This is a genomic window from Achromobacter spanius (assembly GCF_029637605.1).
Lineage (GTDB): Bacteria > Pseudomonadota > Gammaproteobacteria > Burkholderiales > Burkholderiaceae_B > Achromobacter > Achromobacter spanius_E.
Genome location: NZ_CP121261.1, coordinates 1588057 through 1605983, shown reverse-complemented (window position 1 = coordinate 1605983; position 17927 = coordinate 1588057). Strand labels below are relative to the sequence as shown.

Sequence of the window (17927 nt, the reverse complement as noted above, 5' to 3'; positions counted from 1 at the left end):
GCTTGAGGCCGCCCGAGGCATGCGTAAAATTACTTCTTCAAAAATGTGGAATAAGCGGGGCTGATGCCATGATGAACTTGATGCACTGGCGGCTGGTGCTGGCGGTGGCCGACGCCGGCAACATCACGCACGCGGCGGCCGAGGTGGGCATGACCCAGTCCGGCGCCAGCCAGGCCATCGCCAACCTGGAAGACACGCTGGGCGCACCGCTCTTCACCCGCGAACGCAGGCAGACGCTGCCTACCGCGCTGGGTCTGCGCGTGGCGGATGAAGCACGCGCCATGCTGGATGCGCTGCGACGCATTCAAGAGATGGCGCAAGACGCGCGCGGCGCGGCGCGCGGCACCTTGCGGCTGGCCAGTTTTCCGATGGTGTTCTCGACGATTCTGCCGCCCGTGTTGCGGCGCTTTCGGCAATTGCATCCGGCCATCGATGTCGTGTCCCTGGAAGCCAGTGATGACGAAGTCGAAACGCTGCTGGCGGCCAATACCGTGGATGTGGGCGTGGTGCTGAACGCCGCGCCCGACCGGCACGTGTGCCCGCTTGGCGAGGATGAATGGTTGGTTGTGCTGCCCGCCACGCATCCGCTGGCGCGCGCCGGCAACTCCATCGATCTGGCCGAGCTTGCCGGGCAGCCCTTCGTGCTGGCCACGGGCGGATGCAGCGTGCATGCGCAAAGCGTGGCGAATGGCGAGGGCGTGACGATCACGGACGTGCGCGCCACGGTGCGCGACTGGAGCAGCGCGTTTGCGCTGGTGCGCGAAGGCGTGGGTGTGTCGCTGGTGCCCGCGCTGACCTTGCCTGAGAACCGTCGCGGCTTGCGTGTGCTGCGACTGGCCGCGCCGCTGTACCGGTCGTTCGGGTTGGCGGCATCCGCGCAGGCGGCGGACAGCGCGCCGGTTCAGGCTTTGTTTGCGATGTTGCAGCGGCAAGCGCCAGGCGGCATTCGGCGCGAAGACTAGTTCTGCGTGTTTCATGCGCGGGCGGATTGGTGCATGCTTAGCACTCGCCAGTACGAATTCCCATCGCGGCAGACGCCGCGCACAACAGTCCAAAGGACAGGTATGGAAGAGACAACGTTTGACGCGGCCTTGAACTGGCCCGAGTTGGTGGACGACCTGAACAAGCTGCTGCGCTTGAAGACCACGGTCATCGGCATGAAGCTGTTTGAGAACGAAGCGGACATGGCTGGCGTGAAGGGCTTGCGCCGGCCGCAAGCCACGCATACCACCGACCAGATCGTCGGCATGGCGGCGCGGCTGGGTTGGACGGTGGGCATCACGGGTGATGATCTTGTCGGGTCGCAATGCCGCGCGGTGATAGGACTGGGCCCGCAGGACGAGGCCTGGAAAAGCGGCAAGGACTACGTGGGCGTGTGGCATGCCACTGAAGCCGATGCCCGCGCGCGCCAGGAAGCGCTGTCCTGTGTGCCCGCGGGCAAGTACCGGGGCATGGTGGTGTCGCCGCTGGCCTCGGGGCGGCTGAACCCGCCCGACATCTGCCTGGTGTATGCCACGCCGGGGCAGATGATCATTCTTATCAATGGCTTGCAGTGGAAGAACTATCGGCGCTTTGACTTTAGCGTGGTGGGCGAAACGGCCTGTGCGGACTCCTGGGGCCGGGCGCTTGCCACGGGCGAACCGAGCTTGTCATTACCCTGTTTCGCCGAACGCCGTTACGGCGGCGTGCCTGATGAAGAAATGCTGATGGCGCTGCCGCCGCGCTACCTGCCGATTGCCATCGAAGGCATGAAGGCCTTGGCCGCCAACGGCTTGCGCTATCCGATCGCGCCTTATGGCATACAGAACGATGTGCGCGCGGGTATGGGGGTGAGCTATGCGCAAGCGCCCGCGCGGGGCGCTTAGGCGCTGGCCCGCAGCGCATCCGCAAACGCACGGGCGGCCGGGCCCAGCGGCATGTCGATGCGGTGCGCCAGGTACGTCTCGGTGGCGACCTGGCTGCCGCGCCCCAGGCTGTGCGTGGGCAGGCGCACCAGCCGGCCTTCGGCCAGGTCGCGCTCCACCTGCCAGAGCGGCAAGCGGCCCCAGCCCAGGCCCGCCACAATCAATGCATGTTTGGTGTCCTGACCGCTGACGCGGCAGGTTTGCGGCGACAGCACCGCAAAGTCACGCCCCTCGCTCAAGCTGGACGAATCGGATTGCACGATCTGCAAGTGGTCGGCCAATTCCGGCGCGCCTAACGTGGCGTTGCCGGCTGCGTGCCGCGCCAGCGGATGGCCGGCACCCACAACGGCCACCATCTGCACCGACGACAAGGCCTGCACGGCAATACGCGGGTGGCGAAAATGCTCGCCCGCAATGATGCCCAGCGTATGGCTGCCCGACAGCAAGGCATCAATCGGGCCGCCCAGCGGCAAGACCGCCACGCGCGTGGCCACCATGGGATACAAGTCGCGCATGGTCTTTAGCGCCGCGCCCACCGTGGCGATCGGAAACAGGGTGTCCACCACCAGCGAAAGCTCCAGTTCGACGCCCGTGCCCATGCCTTGCGCTCGCGCGCGCAGCGCGTCCACGCGCAGCAGAATGTCGCGGGCATTGGCCAGCAGCGCCTGGCCTTGCGGCGTCATCACGGGGCGATGGCCGGCGCGGTCGAACAGCGTCACGCCCAACTGCTGTTCCATATTGGCGATGGCGTGGCTGACCGCCGATTGCACGCGCGACAGGCGGCGGGCGGCGGCGCGAAAGCTGCCGGCGTCCGCCACGGCGGCGAACACGCGCAATTGGTCCAGGGTCAGGGCATCTATCATCGGGCGGGTGATCGATTCAGTGATCGATACAGTGATCTATTTTGTCGATCATTTTCATCGAAAAATAATCACTTCTCAAGATCGTTTCCAGCGGGCATGCTGGCGACCATCGCATGGGTATCGAGGCAGCAATGAATCAGGGTGAAACCCGTTGGGCCGGGGTGCTGGCTATTGTGGGCGCGGGCGTGGTGGCGTCGTTGCAGGTGGGCAAGGTGATCATCGCCGCGCCCTTGTTGCGCCAGGACATGGGCCTGGACCTGGCGTCGATCGGCACGCTGACCGCCGTGTTTTCGCTATTGGGCGTGGTGGGCGGTATTGCCGCCGGCGGCGTGATCGCGCGTTTCGGTGCGCGGCGCATGCTGTTGCTGGGCTTGCTGGCCACGGCGCTGGGCACGGCCATGGGGGCCATGGCGCCCAGCTACGGGCTGCTGCTGGCGTCCCGCGTGATCGAGGGCTTGGGTTTCCTGATGATTACCGTGGCCGGCCCCGCCGCCTTGCAGCGCATGGTGTCGTCGTCCGGCCGGGATTTCGCTTTTGCGCTCTGGAGCTGCTACATGCCGACCGGCATGGCCGTCGCGATGCTGGCCTCGCAGGCGTTTGACCACTGGCAGGCCTATTGGTGGTGCGCGGGCGCGGCGGTGGCCGTGGCGCTGGCAAGCGTGGCGGCGCTGGTGCCCGCGAGGGAATCCACGGCCACGGCCTCCTTGTCTTGGCGCGGCTTGCGGCAAGACACCGTCGATACGCTGGGCGCGGCCGGCCCGGTGCTGCTGGCCTTGTCGTTCACGCTCTACAGCCTGATGTTCTTCGCGCTGTTCACGTTCCTGCCGGTGCTGCTGATGGAACAACTGGGCCTGACGCTGGCACAGGCGGGCCTGTACAGCGCCATCGCCAGCGCCGCCAACATCATCGGCAACCTGGGCGCGGGCGTACTGCTGGCGCGCGGGTGGCGGCGGTCCTCCCTGATCGCCTGCGCCAGCGCCACGATGGGCGTGGTGGCACTGCTGATCTTCCAATCCGTGCTGCCGGCCATGCCGACCTTCCTGCTGTGCGTGCTGTTCTCGGCGGTGGGCGGCCTGATTCCCGCCACCTTGCTGGGCACCGCGCCGCTGGTCGCGCCGCGCCCCGCGCTGACGGCGGCGTCGGTCGGGCTGGTGATGCAGGGCAGCAACCTGGGGCAGGTGATCGGGCCGGTCACCGTGGGTGGGGTGATAGACCGCTTTGGCTGGGGGGCGGCGTCGTATGTGGTGTTGGCGGCGGCGCTGGGGGGCCTGGTGATCGCCGCCGGTCTACGGCGAGTTCGGGCGGCCCAGCTATAGCGGCGCGGGCACCGGCACCGGCTTGACGCGCACCGCGCGCAGCACGCCCACCATCAGGCAGGCGATGCCAACCAAGGTCAGCGGTTGCGGCATGGTGCCGCGCAGAATGAAGGCGTAGGCCAGCGCGGCCAGCGTTTCAAAGACGATAAGCTGGCCGGCCAGGGCGGTGGGCAGGCGTTGGCTGGCCTCATTCCAGCACAGCGTGCCCAACCAGGACGCGAACAGGCCGATGGCGATCATCAGGCCCAGGAATACGTCGGGGCGCGGTCCCAGCGGCATGTCAAACGGGCTGCCGGTAGCGGCCATGCCGCCCCACAGCACCGCGTAGCCCGCCAGCGCCAGCGGCAGGGTGGCCACGCCCTGCGCGGTGGCCCAGGTGCTGGGGCTGCGGTCGGGATGCGCGCGTAGCCAATCGGCGTTTCGCAGGGGATACCAGGTCCAGCAGGCGACGGCGGCCAGCGCCAGCAGGGCGCCCACGACGTAGCGCGACAAGTCGGCATTGGCGTCCTGGCGCAGCGCTTGCAGCTCTACTTGGTTGACGCAGCCGATGCCCAGCGCAATCAGAGCCAGCGAGGGCGCCAAGCGTTTCCACGGCAGTTTCCCGTCGCGGCGCGCATTGCGCAGGTTGGCGCAGACGGCAATCACGACCGGCAGCGTGCCGATGATCATCGTGGGCACGGGGCCGCCCGCGCGCTGGATGGCGCTGGCCAGGCACAGGTAGTACAGCAGGTTGCCGATGGCGGCCAGTTTCAGCGCCTCGATCCAGTCGGCGCGGCGCAGTTGCCGCAGCCGATTGCGGTCCAGCCACGCCAGCGGCAGCGCGATCAGCCCAAACGCCAGGTAGCGCGCCACCGATTGCAGCGCCGCTGGATATTCCGGCAGCAACAACGGCCCCACGAACACCAGCCCCCACATCAGGCCGGCGGCCAGCGCGTAAAGGGTTCCTGCCCACATGCCATGCTCCTGCGTATCGATGCGGGCAGTCTAGCGGCGCGGGCTGGGCGAATCTTGTACCAGATTGCGGTTTAGGCTGGCCTACCCACGTACCTGCTTCTGATAGCGGGCGGGCGTGACGCCATAGCGGCGCGAAAACGCCCGCGTCAGGTGCGCTTGGTCAGTCAGGCCGGCCGCCAGCGCCGCCTGGGCCGGCGCGATGCCCGCGGCCAACAGGCGCTTGGCTTCGAACAGCCGCAAGGCCATCAGCATCTGCTGGGGCGTGGCGTGGTAGTGCGACTGAAAGCGCCGCAGGAAATGAAAGGGGCTCAGTTCTGCCACTGCCGCCAGTTCATCCAGCGTCAGGCGGCGCGACAGATTCGCGCGCAGGTAGTCGACGACCGGCGCAAAACGCGGCGCACCCTCGGACGGCGCATCGCGCGGCACCTGGGCGTGACGGCGGAATTCACTGAGCAGCGTGTAGAGCGCGCTGTCGAAAGCCAGCGGTTCGTGCGAACGCCATAAGGTGTCGAGCAGGGCGGTGACGCGCTGCGCGCCGGGGGCGTCATGGCCGACGGCGGAGTCGAACCACCAGCCGGCTTCGCCCGACACGCGGGCCACCACGTCGGGGTCGATGTACACCATGCGGTAGCGCCAGCCGCCTTCCGTTTCGGCGCGGCCGGTGTGCAGCTCGTCGGGATTCATCAGCACGACCGAGCCGGACGGCGCCAGGTGATCGGCGCCGCGATAGCGAAACCGTTCGACGCCGGACTCGATGGCGCCCAGGCCATAGGCTTCATGCGTGTGCGGTTCGAAGGCGTGGCGGATGATGTGGGCGCGGTATAGCTCCACGCCGGGCTGATGCGCGGCGTGGCGAAATTCGGCGCGGTCATTGGGGTGGTCGAACGCCGCCGGCACACCCGTCAATACGGAAGCGTCGGCATCGGACGAGGCGGCAGGCAGGGAAACCATGCGTGGAATTTAAGCACGACGCTGGCTTGTCGGCCGTTCGGCAAGGCGCGCATCGCGTGGGCGTGAATCGGCTAGCCAGGAATCGCTTACGCCTGCATCGCCTGGGCGCGCGCCAACAGCAGTTCACGTTCCCGGGCGTTGCGGGTCATGCCGGCCGCGCGTTCGAATTCTGTCCGGGCTTCGGCGTTGCGCCCCAGCTTGGCCAGCAGGTCGCCGCGCACGCTGGGCAGCCAGTGGTAGTTGGCCAGGGCGGGCTCGCTCGCCAGCGCGTCGACCAGATCCAACCCCGCCTGCGGCCCGAACGCCATGCCCACGGCCACTGCGCGGTTCAGCGCAACCACGGGCGATGGCGTCAATTGCACCAGCGCGTCGTAAAGCGCCACGATACGTGGCCAGTCGGTGTCTGGCGGCGTGGGCGCGCGCGCGTGGCAGGCGGCCAATTCCGCCTGTAAGGCATAGGGCCCGTGCGGCCCGCCCAGCGCGGCGGCACGGGTCAGCGCGGCCAAACCGCGCCGGATCAGCAAGGGGTCCCAGCGGCTGCGGTCCTGGTCCATCAGCAGCACAGGCTTGCCGCCAGCGTCCGTGCGCGCATGCAGGCGCGAGGCTTGCAGTTCCATCAGCGCCACCAGGCCGTGCACTTCGGCGTCGTCCGGGGTGAGTTCGGCCAGAATGCGGCCTAGTCGCAAGGCTTCGTCGCACAGCGCCGGGCGCATCCAATCGTCGCCGGACGTCGCCGAATAGCCTTCATTGAAAATCAGGTAGATGACTTCCAGCACCGACGCCAGGCGCGCGGCGCGGTCCTTGGCATCGGGCACTTCAAACGGCACATTCGCGGCGGTCAAGCTGCGCTTGGCGCGCACGATGCGCTGGGCAATGGTGGATTCGGATGCCAGAAACGCGCGGGCGATCTCGGCGGTGGACAGCCCGCCCAGCAGGCGCAGCGTCAACGCCACCCTGGCATCGGTGGACAGCACCGGATGGCAGGCGGTGAACACCAGGCGCAGCAGGTCGTCGCCGATGTCGTCCTGGCGGGCGGCGTCCAGCGCGTCGACAAAGTCGGGTTCCACGTCTGCGTGCAAGGCTTCAAGTTCGTGGCCGATCTGCTCGTGCTTGCGGGTGTGCAGCGCATCCAGGCGCAAGCGGTCGCGGGCACGGTTCTTTGCGGTGGTCATCAGCCAGGCTCCCGGGTTGTCCGGCACGCCGGTCTGCGGCCAGCGTTCCAGGGCGGTCACCAGCGCGTCCTGCGCCAGTTCTTCGGCCAGCCCGACGTCGCGCACCAGGCGCGCGACGCCGGCGATGACGCTGGCGGCCTCGATCCGCCAGACCGCCTCGATGGCACGATGCGTGGCCGCCTGCGTCATGCCGCGGGAACCTCGCCGGGCGCCATGTGGACCAGTTCCCAGATGTGGCCGTCCAGGTCTTCGAAGCCATGCGCGTACATGAAGCCGTGGTCTTGCGGCTCGCGCGGCACGGTGCCGCCGGCGGCCCGCGCGCGGGCGACCAGGTCGTCGACTTCGGCGCGACTTTCGCAAGACAGGCAGATCAGGACTTCGGTTGCCTCTTTGGCGTTCACCAGCGGTTTGCCGGTAAAGCCCTGGAAGAAATCGCGCGTCAGAAGCATGGCGTAGATGTCATCGCTGATGACCATGCAGGCGCCTTGCTCATTGGTGAAATCCGGGTTGAAGGTGAAGCCCAGTTGCTTGAAGAAGGCTTGCGATTTCTGCATGTCGCCAATGGCGATGTTGACGAAAATTTGCTTGTGCATGGCTTTGTCTCCTGGATATCAGTGGCTGACGCCGGGAATGTCGCGAAAGCGTTCCACTTCCGGGCTGGGTTCGAAGTCTTCCAGTTCGTACAACTGGCGTACTTCGATCGCGCAGTTCTGGCCCGGGAAGGGTTGTGGAAAGCGCATCGCCCATTGCATGGCTTCTTCGCGCGAGCGCACCTGAATCAGGGTGTAGCCCGCGATCAGCTCCTTGGTTTCCGCGAAAGGGCCTTCCACCACCTGGCGTTGGCCGTCGGCATACTGCACGCGCCAGCCTTGGGAGGTGGGCTTCAGGCCATTGGCATCCAGCAGCACGCCGGCCTTGACCAGCGCTTCGTGGTAGGTCGCCATCGCGGCAAGCAGGCTGTCGTCCGGCATCAGGCCGGCTTCGCTATCGGGCGTGGCCCGCACAATCATCATGAAACGCATCCGAGTCTCTCCTTGGGGGGTGGACATCGCCGCTGGGGTCCGGGGTGGAACAACGGGGGCTTGTATCGGGACGACGAATGAAAGGCGGTCAGATCGACAGGAATGTCGCGATATCAGGGTAATTACTAGTGCCGTGGCGTTCTAGGCGCCCCACGGGTTGATGACGGACACGCCGGCGGCTTCAAAGGGCGCCACGTCCCGGGTCGCGACGCTCATCCCGTGCGCGGCGGCGGTGGCGGCGATGTAGCCGTCTGGCCCGCCGATGGCCTGGCCCGAGGCCCGCGCACGCGCCATCAGCGCGACGTATTCCAGGCTGGCGGACGTATCGAAAGCCAGGATGCGCCCGGCAAACAGGGCCAGGACGCGCTGTTCCAGGTCGCCATGCAAGGCGTCGCGCCGTTTTCCCACTGGCATGCAGGCCACGCCAAAGCGCAATTCAGCGACGGTGACGGCGGAAAGAAACAAGGTTTCCAGGGGCTGCCGGTCTATCCATTCGATGACGGCGTCGGCGGGCGCCTGGCGCAGCGGCTCGGAGATGACATTGGTGTCCAGCAGAATCATTCAAACCTCGGTGGGGCGGCGGGCGCCTTGTCGCGTTGGTCGAACAAGGCGGCTTCCTCGTCGGTGAGCCTGGCCTGGCGGCCGATCTGCAGAAGCAGCGAACCCAGCTTGACGCGCCCTTCAGGCTTGACGGCGTCTTCAAGAATGGCGCGGACCTCGGCTTCGGTGCTTCGGCCATGCTGGGCGGCGCGCACGCGCAGGGCGCGATGTACCTCTTCAGAGATATTTCTCACGGTCAACATAGGCATGATGCGGGCGCTCCTGACGCATTCAGTGCATGCATTCTAGGAATATGCAGTCACTTATACAACCCGCGTTGCGATGGTCGGCCAGGAGCAAGGCATGCTGCTACATGAAGCAGGGCCCAAGTTCGCGGACTTCCACGGTTGCCCATTGCGCCGCAGGGCATTCGGCGGCTAGCGCCAGCGCCTCTTCGCGGGTGTCGCAGGTCAACAGAAAGAACCCGCCGATCATTTCCTTGGCTTCGGCGAATGGCCCGTCCATCAGCGACCGTTCGCCGTCGCGGATTTGCAGGCGGACGCTTTCGGATTCCGATTTCAATGATTCGGCGCTGACGAGCAGGCCACGGCTTTTCAGGCCTTCGGCGTAGCGCACCATCTGCGCATAGGCCTCGCGGCCTTCTTCGGGCGTGCGCTGGGCGCGCTGGCCTACCGGTTCAACAATCAGCAACATATAGGACATGGCGTTTCCTGGTTCGGGCCTGGGGCGAATTGGCGAAGCTTACCGCCGTTGCCCAGCACCCCGCCAGCCTGACCGTGACGTCTTTGTCCACCCTAGGGCGGCAGAAGCCACGTGCTGATTGTTGTGATGTTGCCCGTGCTCAGAACGTTGTGATGTCGCCCGCTCAGGATCGTGCCGGTGCCGTGTCCGCCTGGGGCGTCGACGGCTCGGCGGGCGCCTGCGCTTTCTTCGTGGGCGCTGGCTTCGGCGCGATGTCCATGATCAGCTCGACGCGGCGATTGGCGGCGCGGCCAGCCGGCGTGTCGTTGGATTCGATCGGGCGCGTTTCGGCATAGCCCACCGCGCGCAGCCGGTCGGCGGACACGCCGTCGCGCACCAGTTCGCGCAGCACGCTGGTGGCGCGGCTGGTGGACAGTTCCCAGTTCGACGCGAACTGGCGCGTCTGGATCGGCACGGGGTCGCTGTGGCCTTCCACGGACACCGGGTGCTGGTTCTTGTTCAGGATGACCGCCAGGCGCTTGATCACGTCCAGGCCGGACGGGCTGAGGGCGGCCTGGCCCGAGGGGAACAGCAATTCGTTGCTGATCCGAAAGCTCACGGACTGTTCGTTGATGATCACATCCACCGACTTGCCCAGGTCGTCCAGGCCCAGGGATTCCTTGGACGGCGCAATCAACGGCGGCGCGGCCTCGGCCACCTTCACGCCGTCTTCGACCGGCGCCGCTTCGGCCGCCTGGACGGCGGCGGGCGGTGCGGGTGGCGCGGGAGGCTCGGCCCAACTGGCGGGAATGGCGACGGCGTCGAACTCCGAGTATTCGCCGTCATACGCGGGCAAGCCGGCGGTGGCCAGCGTGCCGACCAGTTCGATGGGCTTGCCAGAGGCTTCAGGGCCCAGGCCATGCAGGCGCGACACCGCCAGCATCACGACCAGCATCGCCAGCAGCAGGGTGATCAGATCCAGGTAGCTCAACAGCCAGTTCTCGGCGTCTTGCTCCACCGTTTCTTCGACGTGCCAGCGGGCGTAGCGGTCCTTGCGGTCGGTCTTGCTGGGCCGCCAGGCGTTCGTGTCCGCGGCTTTCTGGGCGCGCAGTTGGGCCTGGCGGGCCAGTTCGATCCGCTGCGCCAGGGAAGGGGAAATCAGGCTCATTGACGCGCGGCGGCAGGGCGGGTGATGGACACAGGCGGGTTGGCGGCGGGGGTTGCGCCCTGGTTGGCGCCCTTGGCCGGCGCAGCCGTCTTGGCCTTGGCATTGGACGCAGGCGCGGCCACGCCGCCGTCGTAGATTTCGTCTTCGACGTGCAGCACGAAGGAATTCAGCGTTTCGCGCACCACGGCCGGGCCGCGCTTTTCGCACATCATGGAGATGCCTTGCAGCACCATGTTCATGGATTCCACGCGGCGCGCGGTGCGGCGTTCGAGCTTCAGCGCGATCGGCTTGCAGATCAGGTTGGCCAGCAAAATGCCGTAGAACGTCGTCATCAGGCCCACGGCCAGATGGCGCCCGATGGTCGCCATGCTGCCATCGCCCAGCACCGCCATCATGTTGATCAAGGCGATCAGGGTGCCCAACATGCCGAAGGCGGGCGCGAACGTGGCCATGACGCGAAACATCTGCGCTTCGGCCTGTTCGCGGGCGCGCAGCCGCGCCACGCGCCATTGCAGCACTTCAATAATCTGGTCTTCAGGGGTGTTGTCGATGATCAACTGCACGCCGGTGCGCAGGAACGGGTTTGACACCTTCTTGAGCTCTTGCTCGACCTTGCGGACGTCGGTGTTCATCCACAGTTGCGCCATCGTGGCCAGTTCTTCGATGTCGCGCTGCTGGTCGTGTTGGTCGTTGCGGAACACGGTGCGAACCAGCTTGAAGATCCGCAGCACTTCCGACAACGGATAGGCAATGAACAGCGCGGCGCAGGTGCCGCCCAGCACGATGGCCAGGCCTGGCAGGTTCATGTACATGCTGGCGTCGGTGGCGGACAGCGCCACGACGATGACAAGGGTAAGCAGGCCGACGGCGGCGCCGATGAGGGTAGACGGATTCATGGATCTTGCCCGAAGGGGGATGGCACGCCGAGCCGGAATGCCGGATTGTCGGGAATTCTAGCCAGCGCGCGCCCAAGTCAATCCGCCGGAAAGCGGGGCGAAAGGGCCGGTAAGCGCTGGCTTAGGCGAGTCGTCAGGAAGGCGGCCGGGCCGTCGGAAACGGGGCCGGGTCAAGCCGCGGCGGGGGTAAAAATGGGCGGCTGACAGGAAGGCAAGAGGGGCAAAAGCCGGATATGTATATCATGAGCGCTATCTGGCGGCCCGAAGCACGTGGCCGCCTCGGCTTTGGAGAAGAAAATGACTACCCCCAACGAAAACGTCAGCATGGCGCTTTTCTGCGACTTCGAGAACGTGGCGCTGGGTGTGCGGGACACCAAATACCAGAAATTCGACATCCGGCCCGTGCTGGAACGCCTGCTGCTCAAGGGCAGCATCGTCGTCAAGAAAGCCTATTGCGATTGGGAACGCTACAAGGAATTCAAGGCCCCCATGCACGAGGCCAATTTCGAGCTGATCGAAATTCCGCACGTGCGCCAATCGGGCAAGAATTCGGCGGACATCCGGCTGGTCGTGGACGCGCTGGACTTCTGCTATACCAAGTCGCACGTCAATACCTTCGTGATCATCAGCGGCGATTCCGACTTTTCGCCCCTGGTGTCCAAGCTGCGCGAGAACAACAAGAAGGTGATCGGCGTGGGCGTGAAGCAATCCACGTCGGACCTGCTGATTGCCAACTGCGACGAATTCATCTTCTATGACGACCTGGCGCGCGAAGGCCAGCGCACCGCCGACGCCCGCCGCGACAACCGTGGCGGCGCCAGCACCGGCCAGCGCCGCACGCCGGACGAAGAACTCCGCCGCAAGGAAGAGCTGGAAGCGCGCAAGACCCAGGCCGTGGACATGGTCGTCGAGACCTTCGAGGCGCTGATGGCCGAACGCGGCGACAGCGGCAAGATCTGGGCGTCCGCCTTGAAAGATGCGTTGAAGCGCCGCAAGCCGGATTTCAACGAGTCGTACTACGGCTTTCGAGCCTTTGGCAACCTGCTGGACGAAGCGCAGTCGCGCGGCTTCCTGGACGTGGGCCGCGAAGAGAAGTCCGGCACCTATGTGTATCGCGACAGCATCGACGGCACGCCGGAAGTGAACCGCGCGGGCGGCCAGGGTAGGTCCCGTTCCGGGCAGGGCCGACAGTCGGCCCAGGCCGCGCAGGTGGATGTCGACGACACCCAAGCGGGCGCGGAGCAGGAAGAAACCGGCTCCCGGCCTGCCCGTAGATCACGCGGCGGCCGCAAGTCGGGCGGATCCGGCCGAGGCGCCAACCATGCCGTTGAGCAAGGCGCGGGCGAAGTGGCGGTCGCCGCGCCGTCTGACGCTGCGCCGGACGCGCAGGCGGCGGTTCCGGTCGCAGCACCCGAGGGTGTACAGGACCGGGGGCAAGAGCGGACCCGAGAGCGGACCCGAGAGCGGCGGACCCAAGAGCGGACCCAAGAGGGCGCATTTACGCCAGCCACTGCGCCGGCCACTGCGCCAGCTACTACGGCAGCCACTGCGCCAGCCACTACGCCGCCCGTATCGTTCCAGGGGGCAGCCCAGGCCGAACGCCAGGCGAACCAGCAAGCCCAGGTCGACAAGCAAGCCGAGGCCGATGAGGAAACCGCCAAGGCGCTTGCTCGGGAAGTTGCCAAACTGGAGTCCATGCGCGCGGATGCCCTGGCGCGCGCTCAAGCGCCCAAGCCTGTCCAGCCGTCGCGCCTGCCGCCCATGCCGACGCCCTTGCCGCAAGCGCGCCAGCCGCTGCCTGCCGTGAATATCGCGGAATGGACGTTCGTTGAACCCCCCGCTGAGACGCGCCGCGACGCAGCCGACAAGGCCCCCGCCAAAGTGGCCGACCCGTTCGCAGGCGCAAGCGCCAGGCCGGCGGCAGAACCTGCTCCTGCTCCCGCTCCGGCAGCCCCGGCCAAGCGCGCCCGTGCCGCCAGCAAGACCACGAAGGCCAAGTCGGCCGAATCGGACGCTGGTCGCGCTGCCCGGGCCGTGACAACGGAACCGGTGGCGACCAAGTCGACGGCTACCGGAGCGACGGCAACGAAACCGACGGCAACGAAACCGTCGGCAACGAAATCCTCGGCAACCGAAGCGGCGGCAACGGGATCGGCGGCATCGGCACCGGCTGCTGAACCCCAGGCCGAGGCGTCTGCCAAGCCTGCCCGCAAGACCGCGTCGCGCACCCGCAGCCCTCGCAAGACGCCGGCCAAGGAATCCTGATCGGGTTTACACCCCCGGGCCGCGAAAGCGGCCCGGCGTGATTCCGACTTCGCGTTTGAACATGGCGATGAATGCGCTGATGTTGTCGTAGCCCAGTTCCAACGCCACCGTCGTCACGGCACTCCCCGCCGCCAGCATTTCCTGCGCCCGCATCAGGCGGGCCTGCTGCCGCCATGCGCCCAGGGGCAGGCCGGTTTCCGCCAGGAAACGGCGCGCAAAGGTGCGCGGCGCCATGCCGACCTGCGCGGCCCAGGCATCCAAGGACCGAGTATCCGAAGGGTTGTCGGAAAGGGATACCGCCAAGCGCTGCAAACGCGGGTCACCCGGCATGATCAGCGCCTGGCCGGCTAGCGGTAGGGTGCACAATTCGTCTTGAATCAATCCCAGAACGTGGCCGCGCGCGGCGCTTGTCTCATTGCCATTCCATGACGCGGCACGGTCCACGGCCGCCAGCAGCAAGGCTGATGTTTGCAGCACGCGGGTGGTGGTGGGCAAGCGCGAGCAGGCAGCCGGACTCAGGTAGGCGCTGTAGCCCGCGTACGGCCCGTGCGATCTCAGACCATGGGGCTGGCCGGGCGGAATCCACACCGCCTGCGCGGACGGGACCACCCATTGCCGCGCGCCCGCATACACCGTCAGCAAGCCCCGATAGGCGCCCAGCAACTGGCCGCGCGCATGCTGATGCATGGCGGTGTCGCGAAGCAGGCCGTCATCGCGGCGGACGGCGATCAGCGTCGGGCCGCTTTTTGATTGGGCGCGTTCGGGCGGCAGCAAGGGAGTGGTCATGTCAGCCGGTGGCGGGTCGCAGGTGGTAGGTGGTGCGTGGCCGAAACGCGGTATTCATTGGCCAGAACCCCGCAGTAATGCCAAGTTGATGCCGCTATCGTAACGCTTGTTTCTCACTATCAGGAGCCAGGCATGCAAGCCAAAGACATCTTGCCGGACGGCATGAACCACAGTGAATTCAACGGCGTGCCGGTGCGCAAGGGCACCGTGGGCGCGTTTCTGGCGAACGCGCGTGTGTGCACCGATGCCAAGGCGTCGCCAGAGGCAGTGGCCGAAGCGCGGCGCGACATTCAAGACGCGCTGCCGGCCCTGCGCGCGCTGGGCCTGTTCGATGTGATGGAACTGCGCGCCCCCGATTTGCGGGCGTGGGTGCACGCGCTGATGTCGTGCCGTCGCTGACGCGCTGAGTGCCTGGTCTATGATTCAGGCCTGTTCCTGTCCAAGCCCGGTCCTGCTTGAATTTCCCATGCAATACGTGTTGATCAGCTCCTGCCTGTTAGGCAACCCCGTGCGCTATGACGGGCGCGCGGTGCCCAATGATGACGCCGTCCTGGCTCGCTGGCGCGAGGAAGGGCGGGTCGTGCCGGTGTGTCCGGAAGTCGCGGGCGGCATGGCTACCCCGCGCCCGCCCGCCGAGATCGAGCCGGGCAAGCGGGCCGCCGATGTGTTGGCCGGCGGCGCGCGCGTGATTGCCGTGACGGGAGACGACGTCACCCAGCCATTCGTGCAAGGCGGCCATGCGGCCTTGTCCGTGGCGCGACAGCGCGGCATTCGCATCGCGGTGCTGAAAGAAGGCAGCCCGTCGTGTGGCAGCGGCTATGTGTATGACGGCCATTACTCGGGCCAGCGGAAAACGGGCGTGGGCATCACGGCCGAATTGCTGATCGGCGCTGGCGTACAGGTCTTTAGCGAAAAGCAATGGGCCGAGGCCGACGCTTGCCTGGCAGGGTTGGAGGCGCAAGATGTGGCTTAGCGCGGGAGCCGTGGTGCTGGCAGTGCTGGCCGTTGCGGCCTGGGGCGGGCGCGTTGCAAGGCGATCGGGCGGGAAGGGCGCCGCGCGCCACCCGTGGCGGGCGCGTATCGGCGCCGTGCTGTGCCTGGGGCTGTCCGCCTTCTTCTACTACGCCTGGTATGCGTTCTATTGGAAGTGGGACTTCAACGACTTGGGTCGCTATTACGATCCCGTGGACCAAGTGGTCTACACGTCGTCAGGCTTTGTCTGGGTGCTGCCGGCGACGGTATTGCTGGCCGCCGGGCTGGCGCTGGCGTGGCGCGGCTGCCGGCGCCACGCCCGGTGACAGGCCCTACTGGCTGCGGTAACCCCGGCTGGTCATGCATGAATCCAGCGAATGGTTGTACGAATCCACCATCACTTGCGTCGTCCATTGCGAAATGGTGGCCGGGTTGTAGCCGCTTTGGTTCATGGCCCAACGCTGGCAATCGGTGGTGGCGCTGGCCTGGGCGGCGCTGACCTTGGGCGCGGCCTCGTACTGCACGGGCGCGTATTGCGGCTGCGACTCAAGCTGCGATTGCGGTTGCGCATAAGCAATGGATGGGTCGGCATACACGGGCGGCGCGTCGTAGACGGGCGCGGCATAGATCGGCGGGCTCGTGTAGGCAACGCCCGGCGAGGCGTAGACGCTGGTCTGCGCATAACTGGGGCCAGAGTTCGCGGCCAGCAATAGCCCAACGGCGGCCAGCGCAAAGGCGCCGCCTACCCACCAACCGTCCGAGCTGCCGCCGCCGCCATGATGGTGATAGCCACCGCCGTTGTAATAGCCGCCGTGGTAACCACCGCCGCCGCCCCAACCACCGCCACGACCGCCCGCCATCGCGGGCGCACCTGCAACGGCAAGCGCCAACGTCACGGCAACCAGCCGGCCTGTAAACCGTTTCATGATCTTGCTCCTGTCCGCCTGGCACGGGCATATTTGAAATGCGCCAGGGCGATAGCGCTACTTTACTGCCGCGCGGGCATCAAGAGTTGTTGCAAAAGCTACGGGCATTTCAAGTGACTTCAAGGGGTTTCCAAGCGGCTGGGGAACGTACTGGGGCTCGTAGGGATCGGCGCTTGTCGAGAAATTGCGACGGCTTTGTTTCAGTAATTTGTAAGCTTTTGGGTGCACCCCTCTGAGAGCACTGAAATACCGTGACATTGCGTTGCGGGAAGGCCATGCGAACTAGTAGCGCAAAGCCATGAAGCAGGGTACTTTCTCGCGATGATGACGGCACCACCCCCTTCTTTATCGCAAGACAAGCGTCTCACCAAAGGTGAACGCACCCGCTTACAGCTTTTGCAGGTTGCCGCCGCGGAATTCGCCGAACGCGGATTTCAGCACACGCGGATCAGCGACATCGTCGCCCGGGCCGGGGTCACCCAACCCGTCTTCTATCAATACTTTTCAAGCAAGCAAGCCGCCTACGACGAACTGGTCGGCATGTTCGCGCAGCGCTTGCGCCAGGCGATCAGCCAGGCGCGCTTGCCAGCTGATCTGGACGGCGCCGAACTGGTCGATCGCATTCGTGGCGGCGTGCTGGGCCTGCTTGCGATCTTGCAAGAAGACCCCAACCTGACCCGCATCGGTTTTTTTCAGGTGGCCGGGGCGGAAGCATTGAAGGACGAGTTGGTGGCAATGATTGCCGACAACGTGCGCGCCGAGCAGCAGGCGGGTTTGTTCCGCCCGGATGTTGCGGCGGACTGGTTCGCCCAATCGCTGATGGGCATGATCGAACGCTTCACACGCCAGGCGCCGGACGCGCAACAGCAACGCGCCTTGGCGACGTTTATTACGGACTTGCTGCTAAACGGCATCCGTCGCCCGTAGGATGGGTGTAGCGCGGCACCCTGGCGAAAAATACGCCGACACACAACGCGCAAACCCATCAAGCAACGCCAGCACCACAACCAGTTCCAGCCACAATGCAACGGCCGCATGATGGGTTCCGCGCGTTGGAATGAGTTTTTCTTGCGCCGGCCGACGCGCGCTACACCCATCCTACAAAGTGACACCGTAGGATGGGTGTAGCGCGGCAAACTGCCGACAAATACGCCGACACACAACGCGCAAACCCATCAAGCAACGCCAGCACCACAACCAGTTCCAGCGACAATGCAACGGCCGCATGATGGGTTCCGCGCGTTGGAATGAGTTTTTCTTGCGCCGGCCGACGCGCGCTACACCCATCCTACAAAGTGACACCGTAGGATGGGTGTAGCGCGGCAAACTGCCGACAAATACGCCGACGCACAACGCGCAAACCCATCAAGCAACGCAAGCACCACAACCAGTTCCAGCCACAATGCAACGGCCGCATGATGGGTTCCGCGCGTTAGAATGAGTTTTTCTTGCGCCGGCCGACGCGCGCTACACCCATCCTACAAAGTGAC

Annotated in this window: 21 protein-coding genes and 3 pseudogenes; 8 read left to right on the top strand and 16 right to left on the bottom strand. The window is 66.0% G+C overall.

Annotated elements, in window-relative coordinates; genetic code table 11:
• Positions 1-68 precede the first annotated feature (68 nt).
• Together P8T11_RS07030 and P8T11_RS07025 are read left to right on the top strand one after the other, a co-directional pair.
• Positions 69-962: a LysR family transcriptional regulator gene (locus P8T11_RS07030; protein ID WP_268077622.1), complete on the top strand. Its 894-nt coding sequence runs from the start codon at positions 69-71 to the stop codon at positions 960-962.
• A gap of 102 nt (positions 963-1064) precedes the next feature.
• Positions 1065-1865 carry a DUF169 domain-containing protein gene (locus P8T11_RS07025; RefSeq protein ID WP_268077623.1) on the top strand — a complete coding sequence of 267 codons (801 nt, stop codon included), beginning with the start codon at positions 1065-1067 and terminating at the stop codon, positions 1863-1865.
• Here the strand turns inward: P8T11_RS07025 and P8T11_RS07020 are convergent.
• Positions 1862-2767, bottom strand: a complete 906-nt coding sequence (locus P8T11_RS07020) for a LysR family transcriptional regulator (RefSeq protein WP_268077624.1) — start codon at positions 2765-2767, stop codon at positions 1862-1864. The two genes, P8T11_RS07025 and P8T11_RS07020, sit on opposite strands and share 4 nt — an antisense overlap.
• Positions 2768-2898: 131 nt before the next feature.
• Here P8T11_RS07020 and P8T11_RS07015 point away from each other — a divergent pair, with 131 nt between their 5' ends.
• Positions 2899-4083, top strand: coding sequence for an MFS transporter (locus tag P8T11_RS07015; protein ID WP_268077625.1), 1185 nt, complete (start codon positions 2899-2901; stop codon positions 4081-4083).
• On the opposite strand, the gene P8T11_RS07010 is transcribed toward P8T11_RS07015, so the two are convergent.
• The 10 genes from P8T11_RS07010 to P8T11_RS06965 form a co-directional block, all read right to left on the bottom strand.
• On the bottom strand, positions 4078-5037 hold the full coding sequence (locus P8T11_RS07010) for a DMT family transporter (RefSeq protein ID WP_268077626.1): 960 nt from the start codon (positions 5035-5037) through the stop codon (positions 4078-4080). The genes P8T11_RS07015 and P8T11_RS07010 overlap by 6 nt on opposite strands.
• Positions 5038-5118: 81 nt before the next feature.
• The gene (locus tag P8T11_RS07005; RefSeq protein WP_268077627.1) at positions 5119-5988 is read right to left on the bottom strand and encodes an AraC family transcriptional regulator; all 870 of its coding nucleotides are present in this window, start codon (positions 5986-5988) and stop codon (positions 5119-5121) included.
• Positions 5989-6074: 86 nt separating this feature from the next.
• The gene (locus P8T11_RS07000) at positions 6075-7349 is read right to left on the bottom strand and encodes an RNA polymerase sigma factor (RefSeq protein ID WP_268077628.1); all 1275 of its coding nucleotides are present in this window, start codon (positions 7347-7349) and stop codon (positions 6075-6077) included.
• Positions 7346-7753: a VOC family protein gene (locus tag P8T11_RS06995; RefSeq protein ID WP_268077629.1), complete on the bottom strand. Its 408-nt coding sequence runs from the start codon at positions 7751-7753 to the stop codon at positions 7346-7348. The genes P8T11_RS07000 and P8T11_RS06995 overlap by 4 nt, the downstream gene beginning before the upstream one ends.
• Before the next feature lie 18 nt (positions 7754-7771).
• On the bottom strand, positions 7772-8182 hold the full coding sequence (locus P8T11_RS06990; protein WP_268077630.1) for a YciI family protein: 411 nt from the start codon (positions 8180-8182) through the stop codon (positions 7772-7774).
• Positions 8183-8323: 141 nt separating this feature from the next.
• Positions 8324-8743, bottom strand: coding sequence for a type II toxin-antitoxin system VapC family toxin (locus P8T11_RS06985; RefSeq protein ID WP_268077631.1), 420 nt, complete (start codon positions 8741-8743; stop codon positions 8324-8326).
• Positions 8740-8991 (bottom strand): FitA-like ribbon-helix-helix domain-containing protein, encoded by a 252-nt coding sequence (locus P8T11_RS06980; protein ID WP_268077632.1) that lies wholly within the window; start codon positions 8989-8991, stop codon positions 8740-8742. Before P8T11_RS06980 ends, P8T11_RS06985 begins: the two co-directional genes overlap by 4 nt.
• Before the next feature lie 100 nt (positions 8992-9091).
• Positions 9092-9445, bottom strand: a complete 354-nt coding sequence (locus tag P8T11_RS06975) for a YciI family protein (protein ID WP_268077633.1) — start codon at positions 9443-9445, stop codon at positions 9092-9094.
• A 163-nt stretch (positions 9446-9608) separates the two neighbouring features.
• On the bottom strand, positions 9609-10592 hold the full coding sequence (locus tag P8T11_RS06970) for an OmpA/MotB family protein (RefSeq protein ID WP_268077634.1): 984 nt from the start codon (positions 10590-10592) through the stop codon (positions 9609-9611).
• Positions 10589-11488, bottom strand: coding sequence for a motility protein A (locus P8T11_RS06965; protein ID WP_268077635.1), 900 nt, complete (start codon positions 11486-11488; stop codon positions 10589-10591). Before P8T11_RS06965 ends, P8T11_RS06970 begins: the two co-directional genes overlap by 4 nt.
• A gap of 297 nt (positions 11489-11785) precedes the next feature.
• Between P8T11_RS06965 and P8T11_RS06960 the strand changes: the two genes are divergently transcribed.
• Complete coding sequence (locus P8T11_RS06960) at positions 11786-13753, top strand: NYN domain-containing protein (RefSeq protein WP_268077636.1); 1968 nt, start codon at positions 11786-11788, stop codon at positions 13751-13753.
• A 6-nt stretch (positions 13754-13759) separates the two neighbouring features.
• Here P8T11_RS06960 and P8T11_RS06955 read toward each other — a convergent pair whose 3' ends face one another.
• Positions 13760-14539: an AraC family transcriptional regulator gene (locus tag P8T11_RS06955; RefSeq protein ID WP_268077637.1), complete on the bottom strand. Its 780-nt coding sequence runs from the start codon at positions 14537-14539 to the stop codon at positions 13760-13762.
• A 132-nt stretch (positions 14540-14671) separates the two neighbouring features.
• Here P8T11_RS06955 and P8T11_RS06950 point away from each other — a divergent pair, with 132 nt between their 5' ends.
• The 3 genes from P8T11_RS06950 to P8T11_RS06940 all read left to right on the top strand — a co-directional run bounded on the left by P8T11_RS06950 (position 14672) and on the right by P8T11_RS06940 (position 15837).
• The gene (locus P8T11_RS06950) at positions 14672-14938 is read left to right on the top strand and encodes a hypothetical protein (protein WP_268077638.1); all 267 of its coding nucleotides are present in this window, start codon (positions 14672-14674) and stop codon (positions 14936-14938) included.
• 67 nt (positions 14939-15005) lie between these two features.
• Positions 15006-15512, top strand: coding sequence for a DUF523 domain-containing protein (locus tag P8T11_RS06945; protein ID WP_268077639.1), 507 nt, complete (start codon positions 15006-15008; stop codon positions 15510-15512).
• Entirely contained in the window at positions 15502-15837 is a 336-nt protein-coding gene (locus P8T11_RS06940) for a hypothetical protein (RefSeq protein ID WP_268077640.1), read from the top strand. The genes P8T11_RS06945 and P8T11_RS06940 overlap by 11 nt, the downstream gene beginning before the upstream one ends.
• Positions 15838-15843: 6 nt before the next feature.
• Here P8T11_RS06940 and P8T11_RS06935 read toward each other — a convergent pair whose 3' ends face one another.
• Positions 15844-16437 (bottom strand): hypothetical protein, encoded by a 594-nt coding sequence (locus P8T11_RS06935; RefSeq protein ID WP_268077641.1) that lies wholly within the window; start codon positions 16435-16437, stop codon positions 15844-15846.
• A 321-nt stretch (positions 16438-16758) separates the two neighbouring features.
• On the opposite strand from P8T11_RS06935, the gene P8T11_RS06930 reads away from it, so the two are divergent.
• Complete coding sequence (locus P8T11_RS06930) at positions 16759-17364, top strand: TetR/AcrR family transcriptional regulator (RefSeq protein ID WP_268077642.1); 606 nt, start codon at positions 16759-16761, stop codon at positions 17362-17364.
• 58 nt (positions 17365-17422) lie between these two features.
• Here P8T11_RS06930 and P8T11_RS29240 read toward each other — a convergent pair.
• The 3 pseudogenes from P8T11_RS29240 to P8T11_RS29230 form a co-directional block, all read right to left on the bottom strand.
• A pseudogene (locus P8T11_RS29240) lies at positions 17423-17488 on the bottom strand (hypothetical protein); the annotation flags it as partial.
• Positions 17489-17612: 124 nt separating this feature from the next.
• Positions 17613-17678: pseudogene (locus tag P8T11_RS29235) on the bottom strand (hypothetical protein); the annotation flags it as partial.
• Positions 17679-17802: 124 nt separating this feature from the next.
• Positions 17803-17868 (bottom strand): annotated as a pseudogene (locus P8T11_RS29230) (hypothetical protein); the annotation flags it as partial.
• Between the last annotated feature and the right edge of the window lie 59 nt (positions 17869-17927).

What these genes read in the sequence shown, in the direction of transcription:
- P8T11_RS07030 (WP_268077622.1), top strand. Translation starts at nt 69, where the DNA reads ATGATGAACTTGATGCACTGGCGGCTGGTGCTGGCGGTGGCCGACGCC.
- P8T11_RS07025 (WP_268077623.1), top strand. Translation starts at nt 1,065, where the DNA reads ATGGAAGAGACAACGTTTGACGCGGCCTTGAACTGGCCCGAGTTGGTG.
- P8T11_RS07020 (WP_268077624.1), bottom strand. Translation starts at nt 2,767, where the DNA reads ATGATAGATGCCCTGACCCTGGACCAATTGCGCGTGTTCGCCGCCGTG.
- P8T11_RS07015 (WP_268077625.1), top strand. Translation starts at nt 2,899, where the DNA reads ATGAATCAGGGTGAAACCCGTTGGGCCGGGGTGCTGGCTATTGTGGGC.
- P8T11_RS07010 (WP_268077626.1), bottom strand. Translation starts at nt 5,037, where the DNA reads ATGTGGGCAGGAACCCTTTACGCGCTGGCCGCCGGCCTGATGTGGGGG.
- P8T11_RS07005 (WP_268077627.1), bottom strand. Translation starts at nt 5,988, where the DNA reads ATGGTTTCCCTGCCTGCCGCCTCGTCCGATGCCGACGCTTCCGTATTG.
- P8T11_RS07000 (WP_268077628.1), bottom strand. Translation starts at nt 7,349, where the DNA reads ATGACGCAGGCGGCCACGCATCGTGCCATCGAGGCGGTCTGGCGGATC.
- P8T11_RS06995 (WP_268077629.1), bottom strand. Translation starts at nt 7,753, where the DNA reads ATGCACAAGCAAATTTTCGTCAACATCGCCATTGGCGACATGCAGAAA.
- P8T11_RS06990 (WP_268077630.1), bottom strand. Translation starts at nt 8,182, where the DNA reads ATGCGTTTCATGATGATTGTGCGGGCCACGCCCGATAGCGAAGCCGGC.
- P8T11_RS06985 (WP_268077631.1), bottom strand. Translation starts at nt 8,743, where the DNA reads ATGATTCTGCTGGACACCAATGTCATCTCCGAGCCGCTGCGCCAGGCG.
- P8T11_RS06980 (WP_268077632.1), bottom strand. Translation starts at nt 8,991, where the DNA reads ATGCCTATGTTGACCGTGAGAAATATCTCTGAAGAGGTACATCGCGCC.
- P8T11_RS06975 (WP_268077633.1), bottom strand. Translation starts at nt 9,445, where the DNA reads ATGTCCTATATGTTGCTGATTGTTGAACCGGTAGGCCAGCGCGCCCAG.
- P8T11_RS06970 (WP_268077634.1), bottom strand. Translation starts at nt 10,592, where the DNA reads ATGAGCCTGATTTCCCCTTCCCTGGCGCAGCGGATCGAACTGGCCCGC.
- P8T11_RS06965 (WP_268077635.1), bottom strand. Translation starts at nt 11,488, where the DNA reads ATGAATCCGTCTACCCTCATCGGCGCCGCCGTCGGCCTGCTTACCCTT.
- P8T11_RS06960 (WP_268077636.1), top strand. Translation starts at nt 11,786, where the DNA reads ATGACTACCCCCAACGAAAACGTCAGCATGGCGCTTTTCTGCGACTTC.
- P8T11_RS06955 (WP_268077637.1), bottom strand. Translation starts at nt 14,539, where the DNA reads ATGACCACTCCCTTGCTGCCGCCCGAACGCGCCCAATCAAAAAGCGGC.
- P8T11_RS06950 (WP_268077638.1), top strand. Translation starts at nt 14,672, where the DNA reads ATGCAAGCCAAAGACATCTTGCCGGACGGCATGAACCACAGTGAATTC.
- P8T11_RS06945 (WP_268077639.1), top strand. Translation starts at nt 15,006, where the DNA reads ATGCAATACGTGTTGATCAGCTCCTGCCTGTTAGGCAACCCCGTGCGC.
- P8T11_RS06940 (WP_268077640.1), top strand. Translation starts at nt 15,502, where the DNA reads ATGTGGCTTAGCGCGGGAGCCGTGGTGCTGGCAGTGCTGGCCGTTGCG.
- P8T11_RS06935 (WP_268077641.1), bottom strand. Translation starts at nt 16,437, where the DNA reads ATGAAACGGTTTACAGGCCGGCTGGTTGCCGTGACGTTGGCGCTTGCC.
- P8T11_RS06930 (WP_268077642.1), top strand. Translation starts at nt 16,759, where the DNA reads ATGATGACGGCACCACCCCCTTCTTTATCGCAAGACAAGCGTCTCACC.